This window comes from Paenibacillus sp. Y568 (genome assembly GCF_059445545.1).
Map to the genome: position 1 here is coordinate 107,432 of NZ_JCAIUM010000015.1, position 23,969 is coordinate 131,400.

Below are 23,969 nucleotides of genomic sequence, written 5' to 3' on the forward strand. Positions count from 1 at the left end.
ACAATGTCAGGACCTGCTTTGAGAAATGTAGATAGTCATTCTTCGATCCATGAAGCGGCTCTCGAAGAAGCCAAAGAATTAACCGGGTTATTGGGTCAATTCCTTATGAAGGATGAACTGGATAAAGCTTTGGATGTCGCCTATATCATCATTGAACATTGGGAGACGAGAACACTTCAACACGCAACAAGTGAAGAGGAAGGTTTATATAAAGAAACGGTAGAAGCCAAGCCAGAATTAAGGGATTTGATCACCAGCTTGACAAGAGATCATAATCTTATGAGAGACCTAGCTGGTGAGATTAGGGAATTACTGGTTAGTGAAGGTGTTAGTGATAAAATCCTTCAACGATTTCATGCTTTAATGCTAATTGATTTAATTCATAACCGAGATGAGCTACAGATGATCGGAGAAGAACTGGAGGAATCGTCACATGAATCTGATGAAGCTGTCTAGTTCTAAGGATAATTTGCTAGAGAAGCCACTCCAATATATTCATCCAGAGCTATATCTTATACTTACAAAGGAATTAGACTACTTTAATTTGCACCCCTATGATGTAAAAGCTGGGGCTATTTCTAATCAGGATGGAATCACAGTCTTTCTTCGATACGGAGAGAATCTCTCTCATATGAAGGAACATTATTGGGTTTGGAAGACGATTAAAGAGAATCAGATAGAGGTCAAAGAAACCTTTCATTCTACTGGAGAAGATATTAAGAAAGCATTAATTGCGGATTACTTCAAGATGATGAAACCATGAGAAGATTGAAGGAGGGGTAACGTATGTCTATAACACATGATGAACAGTATCTTGATTTAGATCGAGAGGATTTGAACGCCATTCTTGATATGCGGTTTGGTGAAATCCCATTACAAATCGCACAAAAAGTCGATAGTATACAAGACCTTAATCAGTTGCAAAGACTTATCATTGTAGCTTGTAACGCCCCTGAATGGAATGTCTTTCTGGAGGAACTGTATCAGGATGATCAGGCTAATAAGCTAGTAGGTGAACGTTTCAATCCTATGGGAATTACTTCGATGAAAGGGTGAAATAAGTGAGCAGCAAACAGAATAAATTACTGCAATCCTTAAAGCATCTAAAACGTGGAGAGAAATTTAACGACGGCTGGTCTGAGGAGACCGTTAAACCAAGAGAATGGGAAGATCTTTATCGTGGACGTTGGCAACATGATAAAGTTGTTCGCTCAACTCATGGTGTTAACTGTACGGGATCCTGCAGCTGGAAGGTTTTTGTGAAAGATGGCATTATCACTTGGGAAACTCAACAAACGGATTATCCAACAACAGGCCCTAACTTCCCCGAGTATGAACCCCGTGGCTGTCCACGTGGTGCCAGCTTTTCTTGGTATACCTACAGTCCTATAAGAGTGAAATATCCCTACATCCGTGGAGATCTCTTGGAATTATGGAGATCTGAAATGAAACAAGGTCATGATCCCGTAACAGCTTGGTCGAATATTGTGAACAATCCTAGTAAGAGAGAGCTTTATGTGAAGGCTAGAGGTAGAGGAGGACTTGTGAGAGCAAGTTGGGAAGAAGCGTGTCAGATCATTGCCGCGTCTAGCATTCATACGATCAAGAAATATGGCCCTGACCGTATTGTTGGATTCAGTCCAATCCCTGCTATGTCCATGGTGAGTTATGCTGCAGGTACACGCTTTTTATCACTGATCGGGGGTACCATTCTGAGTTTCTATGATTGGTATGCCGATTTACCACCTGCTTCACCGCAAATATGGGGAGAACAGACCGACGTTCCTGAGAGTGGGGACTGGTATAATGCTAAGTATTTCATCATATGGGGAACCAATTTACCTCAAACGCGTACACCGGATGCCCATTTCATGGTAGAGGCACGTTATAACGGAACAAAAGTAGTAGGTGTCAGCCCTGACTATGCGGAATATGAGAAATTCGCTGATATTTGGCTTCCGGCAAAAGCAGGAACGGATGGAGCATTAGCGATGGCTATGACCCATGTCGTTCTTAAGGAATTCTATGTAGATCAGCAGACCCCTTACTTTCAGGATTATGTCAAAAAGTTTACCGATCTCCCCTTCTTAGTTCTTCTTAAGGAGGAAAACGGAAGCATTCGTTCAGATCGTTTCTTACGCGCCTCCGATCTTAATGATGATCTGGATTTAGCAGAGTGGAAAACACTTGTGTGGGACTCGGTAACAGAAGCACCTTATGTTCCTAACGGAAGTCAGGGTTTTCGCTGGGATAACGGAAGTAATTGGAATCTTGATCTAGAAAAAGATGATGGTACGGTTATTCAACCTGAATTAACATTTATTGATGCTTCGCAAGAAGTCCTGTTGGTAGATTTCCCATATTTCGCTGAACAAGAGGGAGAGATCGTCCAACGTGGCGTTCCAGTTAAATATATTCAAAGTGAATCAGGTGAAATTCTTAAGGTAGCTACTGTGTACGATTTAATGTTGGCTCATGTAGGTGTAAACCGAGACTTAATCGGAGATTATCCAATCGATTATAATGACGTCAAACCATACACACCTGCTTGGCAAGAAGGTATCACTGGTGTAAAGAAGGCACATGTTATTCAGGTTGCTAGAGAGTTTGCCGAGAATGCGGCCAAAACAGGTGGGAAATCCATGATTGCCATGGGTGGAGGAACGAATCACTGGTACCACAGTGATCAAATTTACCGTTCTATTCTAAATCTGGTTCTGTTGACTGGATCACAAGGTGTCAATGGTGGTGGTTGGGCCCATTATGTTGGACAAGAGAAGGTTCGACCACTCGAAGGCTGGCAACAGGTGGCTTTTGCTGGGGATTGGACTAAACCATCAAGATTAATGAATGGTACATCATTTTTCTACTTCGCAACCGAACAGTTCCGTTACGAAGCACATGTTAATGAGGAAGAACAGACACCATGGGGTGGACGTTATAACCATATGCATCCTGCTGATGTCAATGCGATGTCAGTGCGGTTAGGTTGGTTACCGTCATTCCCTCAATTCTCACAGAACTCGATCGATCTCGTACGTGAAGCAAGAGAGAATGGTGCGAAGACGGATGAGGAAGCCACCCAATATATTGCGAATCAGGCTGCGAAGGATGAAATACAATGGGCTATTGAGCATCCAAATGACCCGCGCAATTTTCCACGTGTCTTCTTTAACTGGCGTTCTAATCTCTTAGGTGACAGTGGAAAAGGTCATGAATATTTCGCCAAACATTTAATTGGTGCCGATAACCAAGTCATGACGGATACGACACATTCATGGAAACCGAAAGATGTCCACACGGATGAGGTTCCGCCAGAAGGGAAAACAGATCTCTTCGTAAGCATGGATTTCCGCATGACGAGTTCTGGACTCTTCTCGGATATCGTATTACCTGCTGCGACATGGTATGAAAAATTCGATCTGAGTAGCACGGATATGCATCCATTCGTTCATCCCTTTAACCCAGCCATATCTCCTCCATGGCAGGCGAAAAGTGATTGGGATACTTTCCGAGAAATTGCCAAGGTATTCACTGAAATGGCTGAGAAGCATCTACCCGCAACAGAGGATGTCGTCATGTCACCACTCGCACATGATACACCTAATGAAATAGCACAAGTAAACGGTAAAATAAAGGATTGGCGCAAAGGTGAAACGCCTGCTATTCCAGGAAAAACGATGCCAACGTTTCAAATTGTCCAGCGGGATTATCCAAACGTCTATCAGAAGATGATTACAATCGGTCCGAACATCAAGAACGGATATACCGTCAAAGGTGTTACCATTCCTGGCGAGAAGGTATATGGTCAACTTGTTGAACAGTTGGGTGTCTCAAGAAATGATGGGGTTGGTAAAGGATATCCTAATTTGTATACGGATAAACAGGCGATCGAAGCGATTCTACTCATGTCCGGTGCCACGAATGGTCAAAGAGCTGTTGAAGGATGGAAGTCTATGGAGGCAAAGACGGGTAAGAAATTAACCGAAATTGCAGAGCCACGCGAAGAAGAAGCTTATACACTCCAAGATATAACGGTTCAGCCACGTCACGCCATATCTACCCCCGTATGGAGTGGATTAGAAAAGGATAATCGGCGATATTCTCCATTTACACTCAACACGGAATATGGTATTCCTTGGAGAACATTAACGGGTAGACAAAGTTTCTATCTAGATCACGAGATGATGTTGGACTTCGGTGAAGCTCTTCCACTATATTTACCACCTTTGGAACATGTACCTTTCCTCCGAGGAGAAACCGAAGTACCAAACACGGGTAAATCAATTGCTATAAGATATTTGACTCCTCATCAGAAATGGGGAATTCATACCATGTTCACGGAAACCAACCAAATGTCTACACTATTTCGAGGCTGGCAGGTTGTCTGGATGAATGAGAAAGATGCAGCTTCGATTGACATCAAAGATAATGATTGGATCGAATTATACAACCGCAATGGTGTTGTCGTAGCAAGAGCGGTTACCACTTATCGCATACCCGAAGGTATTGCTTATATGTATCATGCACAGGATCGAACCATGGGTGTTCCCGGTACTGCGATCAATAAGAAGCGAGGCGGTACGCATAACAGTGTGACCAGAATTACGGTGAAACCAACGCATATGATTGGTGGATATTCACAACTTAGTTATGGGTTTAATTATTATGGGCCTACAGGTAATCAGAGAGATACCATTACGATTATCAGACCACTGAAGGAGGTAGACTGGCTTGAGGATTAAAGCACAAGTCGCTATGGTGATGAACCTCGACAAATGTATAGGTTGTCATACTTGCTCTGTCACCTGTAAGAATACTTGGACCAATAGACCCGGAGCAGAATATATGTGGTTTAACAATGTGGAGACACGTCCTGGACCTGGTTACCCGAAGCAATGGGAAGATACTCAAAAGTATAAGGGGGGCTGGGTACTACGTAATGGTAAACTAACTCTTCGCGCAGGGGGACCGATTACGAAGTTAGCGAATCTCTTCTACAATCCTGACATGGCACAATTGGATAATTTCTACGAACCGTGGACTTATGATTATGAACATTTAATTAATAGTCCAAAAAAGAAGAACCTTCCTGTTGCTCGTCCTAAATCGATGATTACAGGAGAGTTTATTGATAAACCGACATGGGGCCCGAACTGGGACGATGACTTAGCAGGCGGTAGTGAAATTGTACCGCTTGACCCCAATATTAAGAATCTTCATGAACATATCGCGATGGAATACGAGAAGACATTCATGATGTACTTGCCACGAATTTGTGAGCATTGCTTGAATCCATCTTGCGTCGCGTCCTGTCCATCAGGAGCTCTTTATAAACGTGATGAGGACGGTATCGTTCTTGTAGATCAAGATGCTTGTCGTGGTTGGCGTTTCTGTATGAATGGTTGTCCTTATCATAAGGTGTATTACAACTGGAACACCCATAAAGCTGAGAAATGTAATTTCTGTTATCCTCGGACGGAAGCAGGTCTAGCAACGATATGTTCTGAAACATGTGTAGGGCGCATTCGCTATATCGGAGTCGTTCTCTACGATGCAGATAAAGTGAAAAGTGCAGCCTCTGTGGAAGATCCGAAAGATTTATATGAATCTCAGCTATCTGTATTCCAGGATCCCTTCGATCCCAAAGTAATCGAAGCTGCAAGACAAGCTGGTATTACTGATCCCTGGATCGAAGCAGCACAACAATCACCTGTATATAAATTAGCTATGAAATGGAAAGTTGCACTCCCGCTACATCCCGAATATCGGACACTTCCGATGGTATGGTATGTGCCACCGTTAAGCCCGATTATGAATCATATCGAAGAAGATGAACTTCAAACGGACCATTATATTCCGGCAGTCGATCAAATGCGCATTCCTATGGAATATCTAGCCTCATTGTTATCAGCTGGAGATACCCAAGTTATTCGTCAAGTCTTATTGAAGATGACGGCCATGCGTGTGCATATGCGGCAAAAATCCGTTGGGGGAATGGATGAACTTGAGCACAGCAAGTTACTAGAAGAATCCGGTATGAGTGTCGAAGACATTGAAGATATGGCCCGTTTATTTGCGGTTGCTAAATATAATGAACGGTTCGTTATTCCAACTGGAAGAAGAGAAATGGATGACAACCTACATTATAAGCAGGGCGCTTGTAGCATCGAGGGCATTGCACCACCTGAAGGTTTGGTCACTAATCCATTTAAGAGAGGGGTGTAACCTTTGAATGAAGAACAACGCTTGATCTTAGCCATTGTATCGCGAGTTGTCGGATACCCAGACGATTCCTTCTTTGACGAAAAGGACGATCTACTTCAAATGATCCATGATGAAATTCAGCAGGAAGATGTCAAAGATCGGTTGCTGGAAGCTTTAGAACCTCTGTATACATTATCTCTCCAAGCGCTTAGAGAAGCATATGTAACGACATTTGATTGGACGGAAAGTACAGGACTTTACTTAACGGCACATGAACTTGGAGACAGTAGAGATCGAGGAGCGGCCCTCATTCTTCTACAACACATCATCGCTGATGCTGGATTCGAATTAGCTGCTGGAGAGTTGGCTGATTATATGCCAGCTCTCTATGAATTAATTGCTGTTGCTCCTGAGAATGTTCATTTAAAGGCGATTCAGCTTCGCCTCTCCGTCGCATCCCATCGGATTGCGAAGAATCTACCTCAGGATCATCCTTATGCACCAACCTACAAGTTAATTGTTAGTGATGTACTAGGGGAACCCACAGCCGAAGACATACAGAAGCTGGAGCAATCGAGGGAACATACAGATATAGAGGATATGCCTTATCCTATCTTGTATGGTATGGATGGTATGGCCAAAACGGATAACCCTAATAATCCTATGTCTAACATGAAAATGTGTCAATGAAAGGAGCTTTATCATGGCCGATATCTTTTGGTGGGTCATTTTTCCATATATCACTTTAGCCATTATGATCGTAGGGCTACTGTACAAATTCGCCTTTCGCCAGATGACTTGGACTGCACCATCCACAGAGATTTTTGAGAAAAAGTGGCTGCGAATCGGTTCAAGGATGTTCCATTGGGGAATTATATTTGCTTTTGGTGGTCATGTCATGGGAGTGTTAATCCCCCGCGGTGTGTATCAAGCCCTTGGTGTATCTGATGAGCTCTATCACCTGTTCGCGATAATAGGTGGCGGACTAGCTGGCTTAATGGTTGTTGCAGGACTTATTTTCCTACTCATTCGGAAAATAACGAACAACCGTGTTCGCATGCATGCCAGTTTTGCCGATTACTTCGCAGTGATCATGCTTCTAATCATTGCTGGGATGGGAACATATATGACTCTAATTTATAACACCACCGTGTCCTCCTACGAGTATCGAACTACGATAGGTCCATGGTTTAGGAGCTTGTTCATCTTTCAGCCAGAATACCAATTGATGAGTGAAGTTCCGCTCCTTTTCCAAATACACATTATTGTTGCCTTTCTATTGTTCGCGTCAATTCCCTTTACGATGTTGGTGCATATGTTTTCCTTTCCTGCGCGTTACCCAGCACGAGCGCCATTACAATACCGATCAAGATCTCGTTATAAAAAAAGAAACTAACATGATATAATACTCACAATAGAGAAAAGAAGGATAGGCACCTTGGAGAGGAGGCCATATTACATGAACCAGCATATTACAGTTAAGGATCGGCTCCAAAGGCCACTTCGAGACTTAAGAATATCGGTGACGGATCGTTGTAATTTTCGTTGCAGATACTGCATGCCAGCAGAAATTTTTGGTTCAGGTTATGCATTTTTAGATCATGAGCAATTGCTTACGTTTGAAGAACTGACTCGATTAACTAGCATCTTTACGCAACTGGGTGTGGAGAAAATTCGTATTACCGGAGGAGAACCACTGCTTAGAAAAGATATTCCGAAGCTTGTATCTATGATTAACGAGATAGATGGAGTCAAAGATATCGCCTTAACTACGAATGGGTCCTTATTATCTAAGCTAGCAGGGAACCTTTATGAATCAGGACTACACAGAGTCTCGGTAAGCTTAGATAGTTTAGATCATGATAGATTTGCGGCAATGAATGGTGTTGGATACCAAGTGAAACCCATTCTCGAAGGGATAGATGCTGCATCTAGCGCGGGTATGTCTGTTAAGATCAATATGGTTGTCAAAAAAGGAACCAATGATAGCGATATTATCCCGATGGCGCAATACTTCAAAGAAAAAGGTCACACGCTGCGGTTCATCGAATATATGGATGTAGGAAATAGTAACGGTTGGAAACTTGATCAAGTCGTACCTAATCAATTCATAATTGATCAAATCCATGCAGTCATGCCACTGGAACCGATTGAACCTAATTATTATGGAGAAGTCGCCAGCCGTTACCGTTATGTAGGAACGGATACAGAGATTGGCCTTATTTCTTCAGTAACTCAAGCTTTCTGTTCGACTTGTACACGAGCTCGTTTATCTGCTGAAGGACGCCTATTCACTTGTTTATTCGGATCTAAAGGCACTGATCTTCGGACACCGCTGAGAGAGGGCTTTAGTGATGAGCAATTGATGGAGCTAATTAGCAAGGTGTGGAGCAAACGAGATGATCACTATTCAGAGGAACGGTTATCTAATACCATTAGCCATGTTAACAAACCTGAAATGTCCTATTTGGGAGGATGATGAATTACACTGGGCAAAAGAATACGTCTCAAAACGAAGAAACCTTGTAATTATGGAGGTTTCTTTTTTTAATCTGATTATACAAGACATATAGATGTCTAGTTCGGTATGTTATGTTTTTAACATGACAGATGGCAAAAAGGAGAAAAATAGTGGCAGAACCGTTGAAGGATATGTACAATGAAGAATTTCTACGTGGATTTGGAGAGAAAATACGCACTGTTTATGGTGATTTTGAAACAGAGGGGTTTGTGGCAACTGCTATAGACGATACATGGCACGCACTTGAACTAAAAGCTCGGATGAGACGAATCACCGTAACGCTTGGGCAATATCTGCCGGATTCTTACGAAGAGGCACTGGATATACTGTACGCAATTGATGAGAGTTGTATTGGATTTCCGTATTTGTTCTTCCCCGATTTTGTTGAGGTATATGGACAGAAAGAAGAAGATTGGGAAATTTCAATGAAGGCACTAGAGCGATTTACACAAAAGTCATCCGCTGAATTTGCCGTGAGGTCATTTCTTATAAGTGATCCCGAGCGAATGATGTGTCAAATGCTAACGTGGGCGGATCATTCAGATGAACATGTTCGGAGACTTGCTTCTGAGGGATGCCGGCCACGCCTGCCATGGGGACAAGCACTTCCGATGTTTAAGCGTGAACCGGCACCAATTCTCCCTGTATTGGAGTTACTGAAGGCTGATTCATCATTGTATGTACGCAAAAGTGTCGCAAACAACCTAAATGATATCGTGAAGGATAACCCTTCAGTCGTGATAGATATTGCTCGACGCTGGAAAGGGTATCATCCAGATACCGATTGGATCGTGAGACATGGCTGTCGAACGTTAATCCGTAAGGCTAATCCTGAGATTATGTCGTTGTTCGGATATGCAGAACCTACAGCAGGTAGCAAATCCATTACAACGCATGCCTCATTGTCAGTAGAACCAAGTGTGCTAACTATCGGCGAGATAAGTGAGTTACGCTATGAACTTCGCGTCCAGGAAGGTGAACCAGCAGCACATATTCGTATCGAATACGCAATCGACTTCGTAAAGTCTAAGGGACATACATCACGCAAATCATTCCTTTTATCTGACAAAACAGTAGCTGGTGGAACACATCTCAAGGCGTTACGGAAGCATAGTTGGAAGGACCTAACCACACGTCGTCATTATCCTGGCGAACATCGAATTTCTCTACTCGTAAACGGAATAGAAGTTGCGTATGTGAAGGTGAATCTTACTAACGATTAAGGAAGGTTATGTATACCAAGTGAAGTGTCATTAAAGATGAATAAATATAATAAATTGTGTAGAGTAGGCCACCGTATTCACATTTGGTTGCCTACTTTATTTGGGTCGTTCCAGTGATGAAGTTATAAAATTAAATTCGAAGTAGGAACATAAAAGTAATATAATTAATATACTACCTTGACAGTCACAGTAATGTGTCGTATCATGTGAATGCGGGGGTGATTACATGAGCGACAACAAAATTACATCCGACCTGCTTCGAGGACATACCGATACGATGATTTTACGGCTCTTATCCGAATCAGATCGCTACGGGTACGAGATTGTCAAGCTGATTGCCGAGCGTTCTGGTGGCGAGTATGAGTTGAAGGAAGCCACGATGTACTCTAGCGTCCGACGGCTTGAGGCGGATGGTGATATCGAGTGGTATTGGGGCGATGAGTCTCAGGGTGGACGGCGTAAATATTTCAGAATTACCGAAAAGGGAAAGACTGCTTACGCTCGTAACAAAAGCAACTGGGAATACGCTAAGCGCGTGCTTGAAGACTTATTATAAGGAGAGTTGAAGCTATGAATGAGAAATTAACCAACTATTTGAACGGTGTTTTCGCACCTTACGATGGGGTAAAGAGCGTCACCGAATTGAAGACTGACTTGCATTCCGATTTGCAGGAGCGCTTTAATGAACTCAAGGCCGAGGGCAAGGATGATGAAACCGCCTTTGAGATGACCATTGACAGCATCGGCGACATTGAGCAAACGGTACAGGAAGTCGCCAACCTTTCCCGCTCGCTGGAGCGGCAGGTGGTGACGAACTTTATCGGAAGCAATCTAGCTAAGAGCGACTTTGCAGGCGTTACGGCCCATAAAGGACAGTTTAAAGGGAGTGCACTTCATGGTTCAGACTTTTCGGGTGCTGATTTGACCGGCAGCACGTTTGCGAGCAGCGATGTTCGCGAAGCAAACTTTGATGGCGCGAATCTGACAGATTGCAGCCTGTCCGGTCTTGATCTTTCGAATGCAAGCTTCCATAAATCGATTCTTGTACGCACCAACTTCAGCTCGTCGATGCTAGACGGTGCAAAATTCATAGGTGTAAAACTGACCGACGTCAAATTGAACACAACCTTACTCAGTAAAACAATCTTTGAAAACTGTATCTTTGACGGCGTGGAGTTCAATTCTTCCGCTCTGGGAGGGCTGTGTTTTGACGGGCAAACCTTTATCGGTGTTAAGTTTGACAAATCCGCATTGAATGAAGTTTCGTTTAAGGGTGCGACACTCAAGAACGTGTCTTTTCCGACATCTTCGTGGTCTAAAAAGTATTACCGTGTCATCAAAACCGTCTGCTTTGACGGAGCGATGATGGATAAGTTGACATATGCCTCTCTTAAAGGCATGGGTGCCGATTTGTCGGGGGTTACTGTTATTTAAATCCAATATGAGGAGGAATGAATATGAAAAACATAGCCATTCAGGTGAACGGGTTGCAAAAATCCTACAAACAGCTACAAGTCCTAAAAGGCGTAGATTTCGAGGTGGAAAAGGGTAGTATTTTCGCACTGCTCGGCTCCAACGGGGCGGGCAAGACAACAGTTGTCAAAATCCTCACCACGCTGCTCAGACAAGACAGCGGAACTGCCACTGTAAACGGATTCGATGTTGCGTTACAGCCCGACCGTGTACGTCAGGCGATCAGCCTGACCGGGCAATTTGCCGCAGTGGACGAAATGCTGACCGGACGAGAAAATCTGATCATGATTGCCAAACTGCGACACCTCAACAATCCACGTCAGGTTGCGGACGACTTGCTTAAACGCTTCGGCCTGACTGACGCTGCCGATCGTAGGGCGTCTACTTATTCGGGCGGTATGCGCCGCAGGCTTGACATCGCCTTGAGTCTTGTAGGGAAACCGCAGCTTATTTTCCTCGACGAGCCAACCACTGGGCTTGACCCCGAGGCTCGCATTGAGACTTGGAAGATTGTCAAGGAGCTTGCCGACGGTGGAACGACGGTATTCCTGACCACGCAGTATTTGGAGGAGGCTGAGCAGCTAGCCGACCGAATTGCTATTCTGCATGAGGGTAGAATTATCGCAAGTGGTACGCTCGCGGATCTAAAAAAGCTGTTCCCATCTGCAAAGGTGGAATATGTTGAAAAACAGCCGACATTGGAAGAGATTTTCCTCTCAATCATCGGCAAAAAGGAGGCTATGTAAATGGAGACAGCAAAGAACCACTTTTTCAGCGATATGGGTGTTATGCTCGGACGTTCCATGCGTCATATTTTCCGCAGTATGGACACCATCGTCACGGTCTGCATCACTCCGATTGCAATGATGCTACTATTCGTCTATGTGTTTGGCGGTGCTATCCAAACCGGTACAGATAACTATGTGAACTACCTGTTGCCCGGTATCCTGCTGATTGCGATTGCAAGCGGAATATCCTATACAGCTTACCGCCTATTTCTGGATAAGCAACGGGGCATCCTTGAGCGGTTCCACACCATGCCGATCTCACGTTCCGCTGTGCTGTGGGGGCATGTCCTGACCTCGGTAGTATCCAATATTATATCGGTCGTCGTAATCATTCTTGTAGCGCTCATAATGGGCTTTCGCTCGTCGGCGGGGGTACTGCCTTGGCTTGCTGTAGCCGGTATACTCGTACTATTTACACTGGCTTTGACTTGGATCGCAGCGATTGCTGGACTATCCGCTAAATCGGTAGAAGGTGCAAGCGCGTTTTCCTATCCGCTTATCTTCCTACCGTTCATCAGTTCCGCATTTGTGCCTACCGAATCAATGCCATCGATCGTTCGCGCCTTTGCCAATAACCAGCCAGTAACCTCGATCGTGGAAGCCATCCGTGCGTTGCTATCTGGTCAGCCGGTGGGCAATGAAATATGGGTCGCGCTTGCATGGTGCATTGGGATTATGCTCATAGCCTACTTCTTTGCGATGAGGGTGTATAAAAGGAGGTTGTAAATTAGCTAAAAAGGAAGCTGCGATTTAGAACTATACTATCAGGTTATCTGCTGCGTTTTCTATTCCAATGATATAACTAAAAATTAGATATTGTTTAATGGGAAACGCCAAGCCGTAGACATCATACGCTTGGCGTATATTTTTGTAAAAAGAGACTCTAAGATCATAAAATCGATTCAGAATGATTCATGGTTGGTGGGGAATATTGCAGTTGCATTTATGGTAATTGTTTACACATGGCAGGAATATTGGTATAGTAATTATGTAAATAAATAATACGTAATTACGTAAATATTGGAGGCTGAAATGGTGAGTGATGAAGATTGGCGTATGGAGATTAACGCTTTGAAATCACAGATGACAGAACTTGAAAAACTTGTTCGTAGTATTGGGACCGGTCGTCCCTATGTCGGGTTCTCTGACGAGATGAATGAAGTTCATGCAGGTCATGATGAGGGTTCATCGGGTTACGTTTATTACGCAGGTCAGTATCAATCCAATGGACAAATATTACGTTGGGAACCAAAAGAAAGAGAATTAAAGCAGTTACTTAGTATTGGCACCGAGAAAATTTCGAAAATACTTTCCGCTCTAGGCAGTAAACCGCGTCTTGATATCATAACATCCATTCTTATCGAATCCCTTACTGGCACCGAAATCGTCGAGAAGTTAAGTCTAGGAACTACTGGGCAGTTATATCATCATTTAAAGGCATTACAAGGTGCTGATTTGTTGACTCAGGACACAAGTGGACGCTATACATTACCTGATCATCGCAAATTACCTCTCATTTTGTTGTTATCAGCTGTGGTAGATATGTTAGACACTAGCGATTATTTAGATATGGTCGAGGTAAGAAATTCTGCAGGATCATATCTGGGGAATAAATCCAAGGATGGTTACGATGCTAATTTGCTGTTGTGGGCAGTAGTAGAGAATTCAGTTATCGAACACGTTGCAGGTTATGCCAATGAGGTCCATATTTTCTTACATCCGAATGGTGGTGCAACCGTTAGCGATAATGGTAGAGGTATACCTGTAAAAGCATTTGAAAACAGTAATAAATCAACGGTTCAAACGGTATTAACGGATATCGAAAGATTTAACAGTGAAGCCCCGTACCAAGTACCTGGTGCGGAAAAAGGGATAAGTATTGCGATCGTCAACGCTCTTACCTACAGTCTCGCTGTTGAGGTCCAAAGAGAAGGTTATATCTATCGCCAAGATTATAAACATGGTATACCACAATCCGATCTAATAACTGTCGGCGTTACACAATTAAGGGGTACCAGTATAACTTTTAAACCTGACCCTGAATTATTCGGTAAAGGCTTTGACAGAGATACCATTACGCAACAATTAGAGAGATTAGCATTGTCATATCCAAGCTTCACTGTATGTTTACATTGATGAAGGAGGAGGTAGAGTTATGATGGAGATGATTCATTCTAATGAGGATATCCTTAAGATGCTTGATTCCTTATTAAAGGAACAATCTAAATTTAATTGGAATACGTTCTATTCTGAAAGAGATAAGCCAATTCCCTTTTTCGTCAATGCTCCGGATGAAAACCTGGTCCAATATTTTAAGCATAATATACTCTCATCAGGAGGAAAGGTCCTAGACTTAGGTTGTGGACCGGGCAGAAATGCTATATATTTTGCCAAGCAAGGGTATGATGTTGATGCAGTAGATTCATCCAAAGAAGCTTTACAGTGGGGGATAGATAGAGCTAAAGAACAGGGAGTCCGTATCAATTTTTGTTTAAAAAATATTTTTGAGTTGGAAATTCAGAATGCAGGATACGATGTAATATACAATTCCGGATGTTTTCACCATACTGCTCCACATCGAAGAATGGATTATGTGAACTTGATAAATCATGCTTTAAAACCTGGTGGATTTTTTGGAATTACTTGTTTTAATGAAAATGGTACTATAGGTGGATCCGTTATGACGGATTGGGAAGTGTATCGTGACCGTAGTCTAAAAGGTGGACTTGGCTATACTCCTGAAAAATTAACATTGATTTTCAAAGATTTTGAAGTTGTTGAAATTCGTAGAATGCAGGATCTAGAACAGCCAAATGAATGTTTTGGTATATCGGGATTATGGACAGCATTATTTCAAAAAAAATCCAAATGATATTGAGAAATCAACGAAATGAAATCAACATCTGCAGCAGCATCTATGAAATCATCTAATGGGTGCTGCAACATATTAAAGAGCGACTCGAACTACATTTGGAGGTGTGTGACATATAATATGTAGGTTTAAATAGGTAATGAAATCCCTATAATAGTTAATGACATTAAAAGTAGAATTCTGAAAGAGACTTACAATAGTAATTCTTTATAGAGTTTAAGATAGATAGCTATAAAGAGAAAATAGGCCTAAAAGTAAGGATTTGGTTAGAGGATCCTTTTAAATCATATACTTATTCACAAAACCCGTATTTTGTACATATGTACTATGTATAAATAAGTGATCCTATTCACTTGATTTTCAAACTCATTACAATTTGTTCCCCATTCGATCCTATCCTTCTCTCACCCGTATCAATGAAACTAACATTCAAGTATAGATTTTGAGCTACGACATTTTTATGATTTACAGCCAAAATAACTTCATCACAAAATATAAATTCATTTCTAATCAAATGAGATAATTTGAGCATACCCGTTTTTGCATATCCCTTTCCTTGTTGTTTGTGATCAGTAGATAACGTAGTTAATAACATTGCATTAGGATTAATTGTGTAGTTTTTCACTCTATCTGTCGAATGCAATAAAAAAAATCCCACTGGCACTTCTTCGCTAAGAATAACTATTGGATACTGTCCTTCCGTAATATTTAAAACCTCTTTAGGGAGAGCAGTAAATAGAATTTGTTCTTCTGGAAGTTCAAAATTATTAAGTATTTCTAAATGCTCTTCCGAGTAATGAACTAATTCAATTGAGTCGACTTTTTCCATAAATTTATTCTCCTTATAAATTTTTTATCGCAATCTTGTTTATGCAATGCAATTCGTAATTTATCTAAGCCTGGTCAACTTATGCTCAGAGTAATTTTCAGCATTTGTTATTAGTTTTGACACTCTCTTACGCTGATTTCTTGTAACGTAATATCTGCGACACATGTCGCAGATCCCTATTACCGTATCTATATTCACGACAGACTTTATTACAATTGGAAAAAAATTACCGCCTAAACATCTCTATTTAACTTACCATATAATCCATACTATGGACATTACTATTAAGGTAAATTGCCCGTTAACTTAATTATCAACGACCACTGGAACTCATTCTTGACCTAATTCGTTTAGCGGTACATAGTTTTATCATCCGACATAGCTATAATATTTTTTTGGTTTTATGCAATGAGCTATAAAAAGATCAATATAATTGCTTTCCTAGAAGGAGCCTCTAAATATAAAGCGTAATAGTACATTTTATCTCTATCGACATTCGGACTATATTATTGACCTCAAACGGCGATTAAAACAAAAAAACCGCGATTAACGCGGATATTAATCGGGCTATATTCTTTTCCTCTTACACCTCATAAGTGACACAAATCGCCCTTCCAAAACATAAGGGTTCCGTAGGGCGACTATTGTTCATTAAGCAGTAATAGTATTCTAAAAGTTCATTCCATGGTTTAATAACGTAATAATTAAATCAGGATTAGGGACAGATACTAACAATGCGACTACCATCAAACATAATGCCTTGAATACTTTTTTCATTTTCAAAATCCCCTTTCAAAATTTGTCTTAGTATTGATGAATAGTCTTGTAGCTGACTTTGTGAAGCATGCAATCTAAAATTTTCAAACAGAACGCATATTTTTTTGAATCCTGTGTCATCCTTAACCCTATCAGAAGTTACCAAAATATCTAGAATGATGTTAATGGCAGTTTTGTGATCTCCTTCTTTAAACTTGTACAATGATAAGAGATACAGGTAATCTACATAATAACGTTTATTCTCTCGTGTTTCCTTAGCGTCTATACTCTTATCGATCTTCTCCCCTAGTTCAGTTAAAATGTGAGAGATATTAAAGTTGTGCATTATCGCAGATTCTAAAATAGTGATAAGGCCTGGGAGCAACTCATCATTCTTGCCTTCTTTGATAAAGTTGACGTACTCTTCCATCACCTCTTCTTTTCCCTGCAATAAATCTATTGTGTATGTATTTGCTCTAGCAAGTACCTTGAAATAATCAATCGTTTGTTGTCCTTCCTGTTCCACACCATTGACCAAGTCTAAATTATTGTACTTCTCAATACACCTTTTTGACTCTTCTAGTTTATTAGTTTTTTGTAGAGCGATCCCTTTCGACAACTGACTAAAACCAATGTAATATACAATGTTTCGTTCAAATATGTGCAGATGTGGTACGCTCTTATCGTTTAACACTTGTAATGCTTTGTAAGCCTGAGTATAGAGCTTGTCAGCTATCTCAATCATGTGTTTATAAGCATCAATCGCAAATGCCCCTTTAAGCATCTTTGTTAGTGAGTCAAGATTGTCAATATCTTTCAGATCTAAATCTCCCAAAGTAAGATTCCTTTCTATATCCTTTTTATACATATCGTACCATTCGGCTTGAATGTTGGTCAATTATAATTTTACATATATTATGATTAATTACTAAAAATTTGTAACTCTTAATTATAGGATTTCACACTAGAAATAAGAAAAACCCTTATCAATAAGGGTTTAGTTGTTGGATATCATATTTAGTAATCTATAGAGTCTAGTTGTTTCACCACACTAACACTGCACATTTGGGAGCGAATATATATGAGATCCGCATTAACTATCTTTTGCGAAGCTAGTTTCATCTCGACTACATAAATAATGAAGAAGGTGCTATACCAGTGACGAAGGATCCTACGCAGTGCATAACCAAGAAATTGTCAAGGGGAGTGTTCCATAAATAATCGAGACAGTCTAACCTGTTCTACCATTAGCAACAAGATCCCATAGTACATAGCATAAGCTTTGAACATCAATTGTACAATACCTAATATCAGCAGTTGAAAATTCCCCATAATTAGCCGACATACTCTCCGAGGGAGAGAAATATGTGGTCAAGACTTAGCTAGTTGAATGTATTCGGCTTACTCCATCTATTAACTTTCGTATATGGTAGCTATATCATGTATTCTACGCTTCATTTCTGTGCGGATATGTAACGGCTCTAAACACTCGCATTTATCCCCAAAACTGATAAGAATATTGTAGTAGTATTCGTTCTCTATGAAAGGAAAACTAACAATGCAATGCTCATCACCGTCTGGCGAAAAGTGTTCATAAGTGCAATAATCAAGTACCCTGTCCATGACAGATTGATGAATTCGAATTTTGATTTTTGTTTGCATATTTGCCAAAATATCAGTAAAATCTAACTCCGGTTTTTGATAATCTCGTGGCGTAAAAAATTCCTCCTGTATTTGTAGGTTTGATGTGCGGGATAGTTTAAATAAACGAAAATCATTCCTTTTATGGCAATACCCTTGCCAATACCAATGATTACTTTTCAATACAAGCTGATACGGCTCTGCTGTTCGTGCAGTTTTATTTCTATAGCGGTCTGCATATTCAAACGAAAGTAGCTTGCTTTCCTGTAAAGCTGTTTTGATAATTTCTAAATATGGTTGTATGTTTCTGTTGCCCATCCAGGGACTTAAATCTATATGTATTTGATTTGCATTTAATTCAATGTCTTTCGCCCTGTCTGCGGGGATAAAACTCTTGACTTTCGCAAGGGCGTTTACCAGTTCATCACCTCGTATCATGTTGGAAAGAGTGGAAAGCCCCATCAAGATCGCTGAAAGGTCGGTAGCCGAAAAAACCTTTCTATCAATCTTGTATTTCTGCATGATTTCAAAGCCGCCGCCCACTCCCGATGTTGAGCGAACAGGAATACCCGCCATGTTGATAGTGTCTATGTCTCGATAGATTGTGCGGGGTGAAACTTCAAACATATCTGCTAACTCCTGTGCACCTATACGCTTTTTATCAAGGAGTATCATAATAATGCTAACAAGCCTGTCAACTTTCATCTAATAGCCGCCTTCCAAAAATTCTTGTTATCATCCTAGAATGTTGCCATACTGTTGTCAACAATTACAAGGTAATATAAAAAAGAAAACAAATCAATCTACTTATCAGGAGGAAACACTATGCAGAAAAAAGCCTTAGTAATAATTGATATTCAAAATGACATAACAAAGAATTACAAGGATGTTATTGGCAATATCAATGAAGCTATTGATTGGGCAGTCAATAATAATATTCATGTTATTTATATAAGGCATGAAAATCTATCAACCGGCACGAGGACTCTTAAACCCAATACATATGGGTCTGAATTAGCTTCAGACTTGAAAATAGTATCAAAAAATGTTTTTACAAAATACAAAGGAAACGCATTAAGCTGTGAAGAATTTACAGACTTTATTAGTAAAAATGAAATATGTGATTTCTATATTGCAGGGGCAGATGCTGTTGCTTGTGTTAAATCAACCTGTTACAACTTACGCAAAGCAACTTATGGCGTTAATGTCCTATCAGATTGCATTACCAGTTATGATAAAAGGAAAATTGACGAAATGCTACGTTATTATGAAAGTAAAGGTAGTAAAATTATTTGTTTGAATGATACACGATAGGAAATATATTCGACCTGTCCCCGCAAGAGGAAAAGCAGCTTTACTACCTATGACAGCTACTTTGCTGATGATGAAGCTGAACCTACCTTTTGTGTGGCAGGAAAGGAAATCACGGCAAGCTGCTTGCCGAAGCCCTGCACAGATTGCCGGAAGAAAAACACGAAGCTGTTTTACTGTACTACTTTTTTTGATATGCCGTGTTATAAGATGTCGCCGACTTCTTGTGTTATCAATCCAATTTTCTATAATACTCTCTGAGTTGACCACTGTTCTCAATAATTATAATTTCCTTTTCATCTTTATATTTATCCAAAATTTGCATTATTTCAGGTTTCCTCTTCTTATCAAAAATCCATAATGATTTTAATAAACTAATATTTATCTGCTCTTTATTTCTTATATCAGTCCGTTGGTTACCGATGTTAGTTATTCTTCTTTTTATTACACGAAACACCCTCTGTAATCTAGGCAAGTTAAGCAGGATAATAGTATCTGCTCTTTTGATTCTTATCTCTAATGTACTTGTATAGTTGCCATCAATGATCCACTCTTCTTCTTTAACAAGATTAGTAATAATGTCTTTCCATTCATCCGTATCAGTTGGAGACCAATTCGTTTTCCAATACAAAAAATCCAGATGATAAATTGGCAAATTAAGATTTTGACTTAAAAATTGAGACAGGGTCGTTTTCCCTGATCCAGTAGAACCTATAACAATTATTCGCTTCATGGGGATACCTTCACCTCTATTATTTTCGGCGATATCCTATAACTAAGGCGCAAACGCTCCGGACCCGACGGACTTAGCCTCGCAGGGTTGTGCACTGAGTCACTTCTATTCTTAGAACAAGGGTCGAATGGCCCGCAGTGTAGATATGATGTTATAGGATGTTACTGCCTTCTTGGAAACACTTTCACATTTAAGCACTTTTATATTAGTCATAATTCCATACAAGTTGTCCCTTTCTAATCTTTGCTTCATATATTATTTGCCCGGTGTGATAATGTATTTCTCTGATCATTGCTATCATTAGATTAAGAACCGTTGTCTCATTGTTTACTTGGCTATATGTAAAAGGTGGACGATTGATAAACGGTTGTGATAACAACAATTCAGGGTTTGATTTAAGGTGTTCGAGATATTGAATGATTATATCAAATGCTTCTTTTATCATGTTGTAGACTTGCTCTTTAGAATATTTGAGTCCACGTTCAAATTCCTTTTCTCTGTCCCTAGTGTCTGGAATATCATAAAAGATTGTCTCTATTCAACTTTAAAACATATTCTTCGACTTCCTCAGCACGTGCATTGGAAAACCCCTTGTCTTCACCACAAATCTTAAACCCGCAGTTTTCCAATACCCGAATAGAAGCTGTATTATCTTTCACTGCACGAGCAAATAAAGGACGCTACTTGATCGTTAAAGAGTACGGTCTTTTTTATAATTCGATCGTCGTCTAATATCTTTTGCCAGTGAGTCATAAAGGCAATCATGTCCGTTGGATCTTTGGCAGTAAAGGCACCATATAGTTGGAGGTGTTGTCCAATTGTTGCTCAAAAAATATCGGCAAGTCATCTTTATTCACGTCTCGCAATATCACTTCGCTATTCATATTTTCACCTCACTAAGTGTTTTCTTCCGTATTAAAATTCAATATAAATGCTCAACTATCCTGCCTTTCGTATATCGTATGTATTAAGCTATTGGAAGGCATAAAAATGTGATGTTTAACAACATTGATGCTTTTACCCTGCCTAATAATCTCTACATGCGGTTGACCTTCCCTGTACTCTGCATATGCGATCCAACCAGATTGAAGCACTACCGTCGTCGTTACATATTAAACTATATCTTCGTTTTCCATTTTCCACCAGGTCAGGTCATGTCTGGTCTCAATTCCTTGCGAGTGAGCTTTTTCCACTGAAATCTCTATAGTCACATAATCATCCCCTTACACTTATATAACTCCAAAATCATGACCAAGGAGCGTTAGCGAGGAAGTAGAAATGTTTTGTTATCAGATGTGGCAGGCTTCTTCGAAAAACAGTCCTATCTTAATTAGTTGTATATATGGACCATGTCCAAAACTTTGAACCTTGACTCACGATAAACCTATCGAACCATAATTCAAAATTCATGTTTAACTCTCTTGCTTCATTAAAATGTTCAATATGTCCTTTAACTAATAAATAGTTTTTCTGTCCTTCCCTATACTTCTTTAAATCTATAACTATATTATCTTGATAAAAGTAGCCAATTTTCAAATATCCTTCAGATGGTTCCTCATACGTAAATGACATAATGTCATCAAGTTTATATAAATATGATTCTCCCCCATAGATTGGATGGTCAAACAAATAACAACCATTGCAAATTCTTAAGAAAGCTTTGTAGTCACTCGGAAGATCATAACCTAATTTCTGTATATATTGCTCAATTTCTTTATCTGTCAATGGCTCATTGAACTTACAAGTCGCTTCAGTCAAATATCCCTCACTTAATTGCAAGGTTATTATATTGTTATACTCTTAGATTGGATCCTCAGAACAGGCAAATCAAGTAACATTCTACTCCTAATAAATACTGATATCTTTGGTTTTTGAAAAGCATACTCTGGATTGTTTAAATTACCAATTGCAGTATCAGTTATTCATAAATCCACAAAAGTTACATCTTATCAAGAGTAGCCAATTAAGCGGATCGTTTGAATTAATAAAAGCTAATTGATCATCACAGATGGAACATCTATTCATCTTATCTCTCCATTCAAAATGTTTGCCAGTACTTCCTCTAACGTTCGCACATTACCGACGACCTAATATATATTTTAATCTGTTTTTGTTCTTAGATATTCAATATGTCTTTTATTGTTTGAAGTCCATTCTACTAATATCTCATATTGTTTTAAATCTATTGATCCTATATCCAAGTTTTTTGAATACGTGTATTCTTTGTTTCCTTTATCAAATGGATATTTACTTATTGTACTACCGTTGATTATCAAAAGGTTTACACTATTTTCTTTATGAAGTCCATCTATATTGATTTCTACATGTATAGTATTTCCATAGGATATCGTATAAGAGCCTAAATTGGATTCAAATCTATGTATTAACAAACTAACTAAAGTCACTATAATAAATACTGCAAAAATCCATACTACCCGAGTTATTTTTGATTTATTCCTCATTTTATTCAGTGACCTCTCCTTATGAAGTTATGTCATTTCGATGCAACAAAGGAAACTGTTGTACCTTAATATTTCCAATCAATCTAATACAGCTCGTGAAAATAGATCTTTCATTAATGAGTCATCTTCACATGCTTCCTTAAAGGCGATTGCAAAACTAAATAGGGCTTCTTTATTGTCTGTATAAATGCAGAACGTATCAGCTTCCGGGTCAAATCGTATGATATCAACTAAGTGAGGCATTTTTTCTTCAAGAAACACGGCTGCTAATGAACCCCAATCATAGCCATTGCCCTCAACTCCTTCTTCAGCTCGTGTTTGAAAAATTTCATGCTTATATTTACCGACACCTAAAATCATAGATATGCTTCCATTATTATGCGCAACTAGCCCAAATGGGTTTATTTTTTCTTCAATTTCTAACAAGCGGGGGTCAGTCCCAATCCTCATCTCCTTTTCAACATTCACTAACTGGATGGTGTCATTTCCTGATCTAGAAGCGGCGTTGAGGCTCATTTCTAAAAACGTCCTGCCATGTGAATCTTCAGGATCTAATGCTACCGTGTGTTCAAAAGCAACGATCGCTTCCTTATACTGTTTAAGGTAATAATAAGCATATCCTATTCGGAAATGCCAAAGAGGGTCGTGCTTGCCTTGCTCATGCACCGATAAAAAATATTTGATAGCTTCATCATAACTGTCTTGATTATTCAATGCTCTTGCCAAATGGCAAACTAAGTCATAGTCCCTGTCTGCTTCGGGTATTTCCATAATTTTGTTAACAATTTTCTTATACTGGCTCTTATTATGCCAAAGAGTGAGCTGTTTCAAAAGAGTCATATCCATCTTTGTATCCTCTCCTCTATCTTTAATCAAATAATGAATTCCATATATTAGAATAACCCATATGATCTATGTAGTTCAAATCAATTGAAATGATATGAGAATTGAAAACGTTATTTAGCGAAATTACCACCACAATGTTAGCTTAACGAGATGGTGCCGTGGCAAACTACTCCTTGATTGCTTGAACTATCGGTAGCAATAGGTAAGCCTTTGATGCGATCTCCAGCTTTTCCCCTGCTCCACACGGAGCGTGCTAGTTTCCCAGCACTCCGCGTTCCCTCTAACAGAATGTACTAGATCATAAGTT

At 40.0% G+C, this 23,969-nt stretch carries 23 protein-coding genes and 1 pseudogene; 16 read left to right on the forward strand and 8 right to left on the reverse strand.

Features of this window, described 5'->3' with window-relative positions; all coding sequences use genetic code 11:
* Positions 1–3 precede the first annotated feature (3 nt).
* The 15 genes from AC1D7X_RS19430 (at position 4) to AC1D7X_RS19500 (ending at position 15,084) form a co-directional block, all read left to right on the forward strand.
* Positions 4–456 carry a hypothetical protein gene (locus tag AC1D7X_RS19430; RefSeq protein WP_495457425.1) on the forward strand — a complete coding sequence of 151 codons (453 nt, stop codon included), beginning with the start codon at positions 4–6 and terminating at the stop codon, positions 454–456.
* Positions 434–763 carry a hypothetical protein gene (locus AC1D7X_RS19435; RefSeq protein WP_495457424.1) on the forward strand — a complete coding sequence of 110 codons (330 nt, stop codon included), beginning with the start codon at positions 434–436 and terminating at the stop codon, positions 761–763. The genes AC1D7X_RS19430 and AC1D7X_RS19435 overlap by 23 nt, the downstream gene beginning before the upstream one ends.
* Positions 764–786: 23 nt before the next feature.
* Complete coding sequence (locus AC1D7X_RS19440) at positions 787–1,056, forward strand: hypothetical protein (protein WP_495457423.1); 270 nt, start codon at positions 787–789, stop codon at positions 1,054–1,056.
* Positions 1,057–1,061: 5 nt separating this feature from the next.
* Positions 1,062–4,745, forward strand: a complete 3,684-nt coding sequence (locus AC1D7X_RS19445) for a nitrate reductase subunit alpha (RefSeq protein WP_495457422.1) — start codon at positions 1,062–1,064, stop codon at positions 4,743–4,745.
* Positions 4,735–6,228, forward strand: coding sequence for a nitrate reductase subunit beta (narH, locus tag AC1D7X_RS19450; protein WP_495457421.1), 1,494 nt, complete (start codon positions 4,735–4,737; stop codon positions 6,226–6,228). Before AC1D7X_RS19445 ends, narH begins: the two co-directional genes overlap by 11 nt.
* Before the next feature lie 3 nt (positions 6,229–6,231).
* Positions 6,232–6,897, forward strand: a complete 666-nt coding sequence (gene narJ, locus AC1D7X_RS19455) for a nitrate reductase molybdenum cofactor assembly chaperone (RefSeq protein WP_495457420.1) — start codon at positions 6,232–6,234, stop codon at positions 6,895–6,897.
* 13 nt (positions 6,898–6,910) lie between these two features.
* Positions 6,911–7,603 (forward strand): respiratory nitrate reductase subunit gamma, encoded by a 693-nt coding sequence (gene narI, locus AC1D7X_RS19460; protein WP_495457419.1) that lies wholly within the window; start codon positions 6,911–6,913, stop codon positions 7,601–7,603.
* 63 nt (positions 7,604–7,666) lie between these two features.
* A complete protein-coding gene (gene moaA / locus AC1D7X_RS19465; RefSeq protein ID WP_495457418.1) occupies positions 7,667–8,686 on the forward strand; it encodes a GTP 3',8-cyclase MoaA in 1,020 nt (339 codons plus the stop codon).
* A 152-nt stretch (positions 8,687–8,838) separates the two neighbouring features.
* Entirely contained in the window at positions 8,839–9,951 is a 1,113-nt protein-coding gene (locus tag AC1D7X_RS19470) for a DNA alkylation repair protein (protein WP_495457417.1), read from the forward strand.
* Positions 9,952–10,177: 226 nt separating this feature from the next.
* Positions 10,178–10,507, forward strand: a complete 330-nt coding sequence (locus AC1D7X_RS19475; RefSeq protein ID WP_495457416.1) for a PadR family transcriptional regulator — start codon at positions 10,178–10,180, stop codon at positions 10,505–10,507.
* Between the two features lie 14 nt (positions 10,508–10,521).
* Positions 10,522–11,385, forward strand: a complete 864-nt coding sequence (locus tag AC1D7X_RS19480; protein ID WP_495457415.1) for a pentapeptide repeat-containing protein — start codon at positions 10,522–10,524, stop codon at positions 11,383–11,385.
* Between the two features lie 23 nt (positions 11,386–11,408).
* Positions 11,409–12,170, forward strand: coding sequence for an ABC transporter ATP-binding protein (locus tag AC1D7X_RS19485; RefSeq protein WP_495457414.1), 762 nt, complete (start codon positions 11,409–11,411; stop codon positions 12,168–12,170).
* Positions 12,171–12,938, forward strand: coding sequence for an ABC transporter permease (locus AC1D7X_RS19490; protein WP_495457413.1), 768 nt, complete (start codon positions 12,171–12,173; stop codon positions 12,936–12,938).
* A gap of 306 nt (positions 12,939–13,244) precedes the next feature.
* Positions 13,245–14,348, forward strand: a complete 1,104-nt coding sequence (locus AC1D7X_RS19495) for an ArsR/SmtB family transcription factor (RefSeq protein WP_495475969.1) — start codon at positions 13,245–13,247, stop codon at positions 14,346–14,348.
* Between the two features lie 19 nt (positions 14,349–14,367).
* Positions 14,368–15,084 carry an SAM-dependent methyltransferase gene (locus AC1D7X_RS19500; RefSeq protein WP_495475970.1) on the forward strand — a complete coding sequence of 239 codons (717 nt, stop codon included), beginning with the start codon at positions 14,368–14,370 and terminating at the stop codon, positions 15,082–15,084.
* A gap of 349 nt (positions 15,085–15,433) precedes the next feature.
* Here AC1D7X_RS19500 and AC1D7X_RS19505 read toward each other — a convergent pair whose 3' ends face one another.
* From AC1D7X_RS19505 to AC1D7X_RS19515, 3 genes are all read right to left on the reverse strand, one after another.
* Positions 15,434–15,913, reverse strand: a complete 480-nt coding sequence (locus AC1D7X_RS19505; RefSeq protein WP_495457410.1) for a GNAT family N-acetyltransferase — start codon at positions 15,911–15,913, stop codon at positions 15,434–15,436.
* 715 nt (positions 15,914–16,628) lie between these two features.
* Entirely contained in the window at positions 16,629–17,537 is a 909-nt protein-coding gene (locus AC1D7X_RS19510; RefSeq protein WP_495457409.1) for a DNA-binding protein, read from the reverse strand.
* 545 nt (positions 17,538–18,082) lie between these two features.
* Positions 18,083–19,015, reverse strand: a complete 933-nt coding sequence (locus AC1D7X_RS19515) for a helix-turn-helix transcriptional regulator (RefSeq protein ID WP_495457408.1) — start codon at positions 19,013–19,015, stop codon at positions 18,083–18,085.
* Positions 19,016–19,135: 120 nt separating this feature from the next.
* Here AC1D7X_RS19515 and AC1D7X_RS19520 point away from each other — a divergent pair, with 120 nt between their 5' ends.
* On the forward strand, positions 19,136–19,624 hold the full coding sequence (locus tag AC1D7X_RS19520) for a cysteine hydrolase family protein (RefSeq protein ID WP_495457407.1): 489 nt from the start codon (positions 19,136–19,138) through the stop codon (positions 19,622–19,624).
* A gap of 229 nt (positions 19,625–19,853) precedes the next feature.
* On the opposite strand, the gene AC1D7X_RS19525 is transcribed toward AC1D7X_RS19520, so the two are convergent.
* The 5 genes and pseudogenes from AC1D7X_RS19525 to AC1D7X_RS19545 form a co-directional block, all read right to left on the reverse strand.
* Positions 19,854–20,354 carry a EutP/PduV family microcompartment system protein gene (locus AC1D7X_RS19525; RefSeq protein WP_495475971.1) on the reverse strand — a complete coding sequence of 167 codons (501 nt, stop codon included), beginning with the start codon at positions 20,352–20,354 and terminating at the stop codon, positions 19,854–19,856.
* Between the two features lie 518 nt (positions 20,355–20,872).
* A pseudogene (locus tag AC1D7X_RS19530) lies at positions 20,873–21,238 on the reverse strand (GNAT family N-acetyltransferase).
* A 442-nt stretch (positions 21,239–21,680) separates the two neighbouring features.
* Complete coding sequence (locus AC1D7X_RS19535; RefSeq protein ID WP_495475972.1) at positions 21,681–22,112, reverse strand: SMI1/KNR4 family protein; 432 nt, start codon at positions 22,110–22,112, stop codon at positions 21,681–21,683.
* A gap of 341 nt (positions 22,113–22,453) precedes the next feature.
* The gene (locus AC1D7X_RS19540) at positions 22,454–22,816 is read right to left on the reverse strand and encodes a hypothetical protein (protein WP_495457404.1); all 363 of its coding nucleotides are present in this window, start codon (positions 22,814–22,816) and stop codon (positions 22,454–22,456) included.
* Positions 22,817–22,894: 78 nt separating this feature from the next.
* The gene (locus AC1D7X_RS19545) at positions 22,895–23,662 is read right to left on the reverse strand and encodes an Imm51 family immunity protein (protein WP_495457403.1); all 768 of its coding nucleotides are present in this window, start codon (positions 23,660–23,662) and stop codon (positions 22,895–22,897) included.
* Positions 23,663–23,969: the final 307 nt, after the last annotated feature.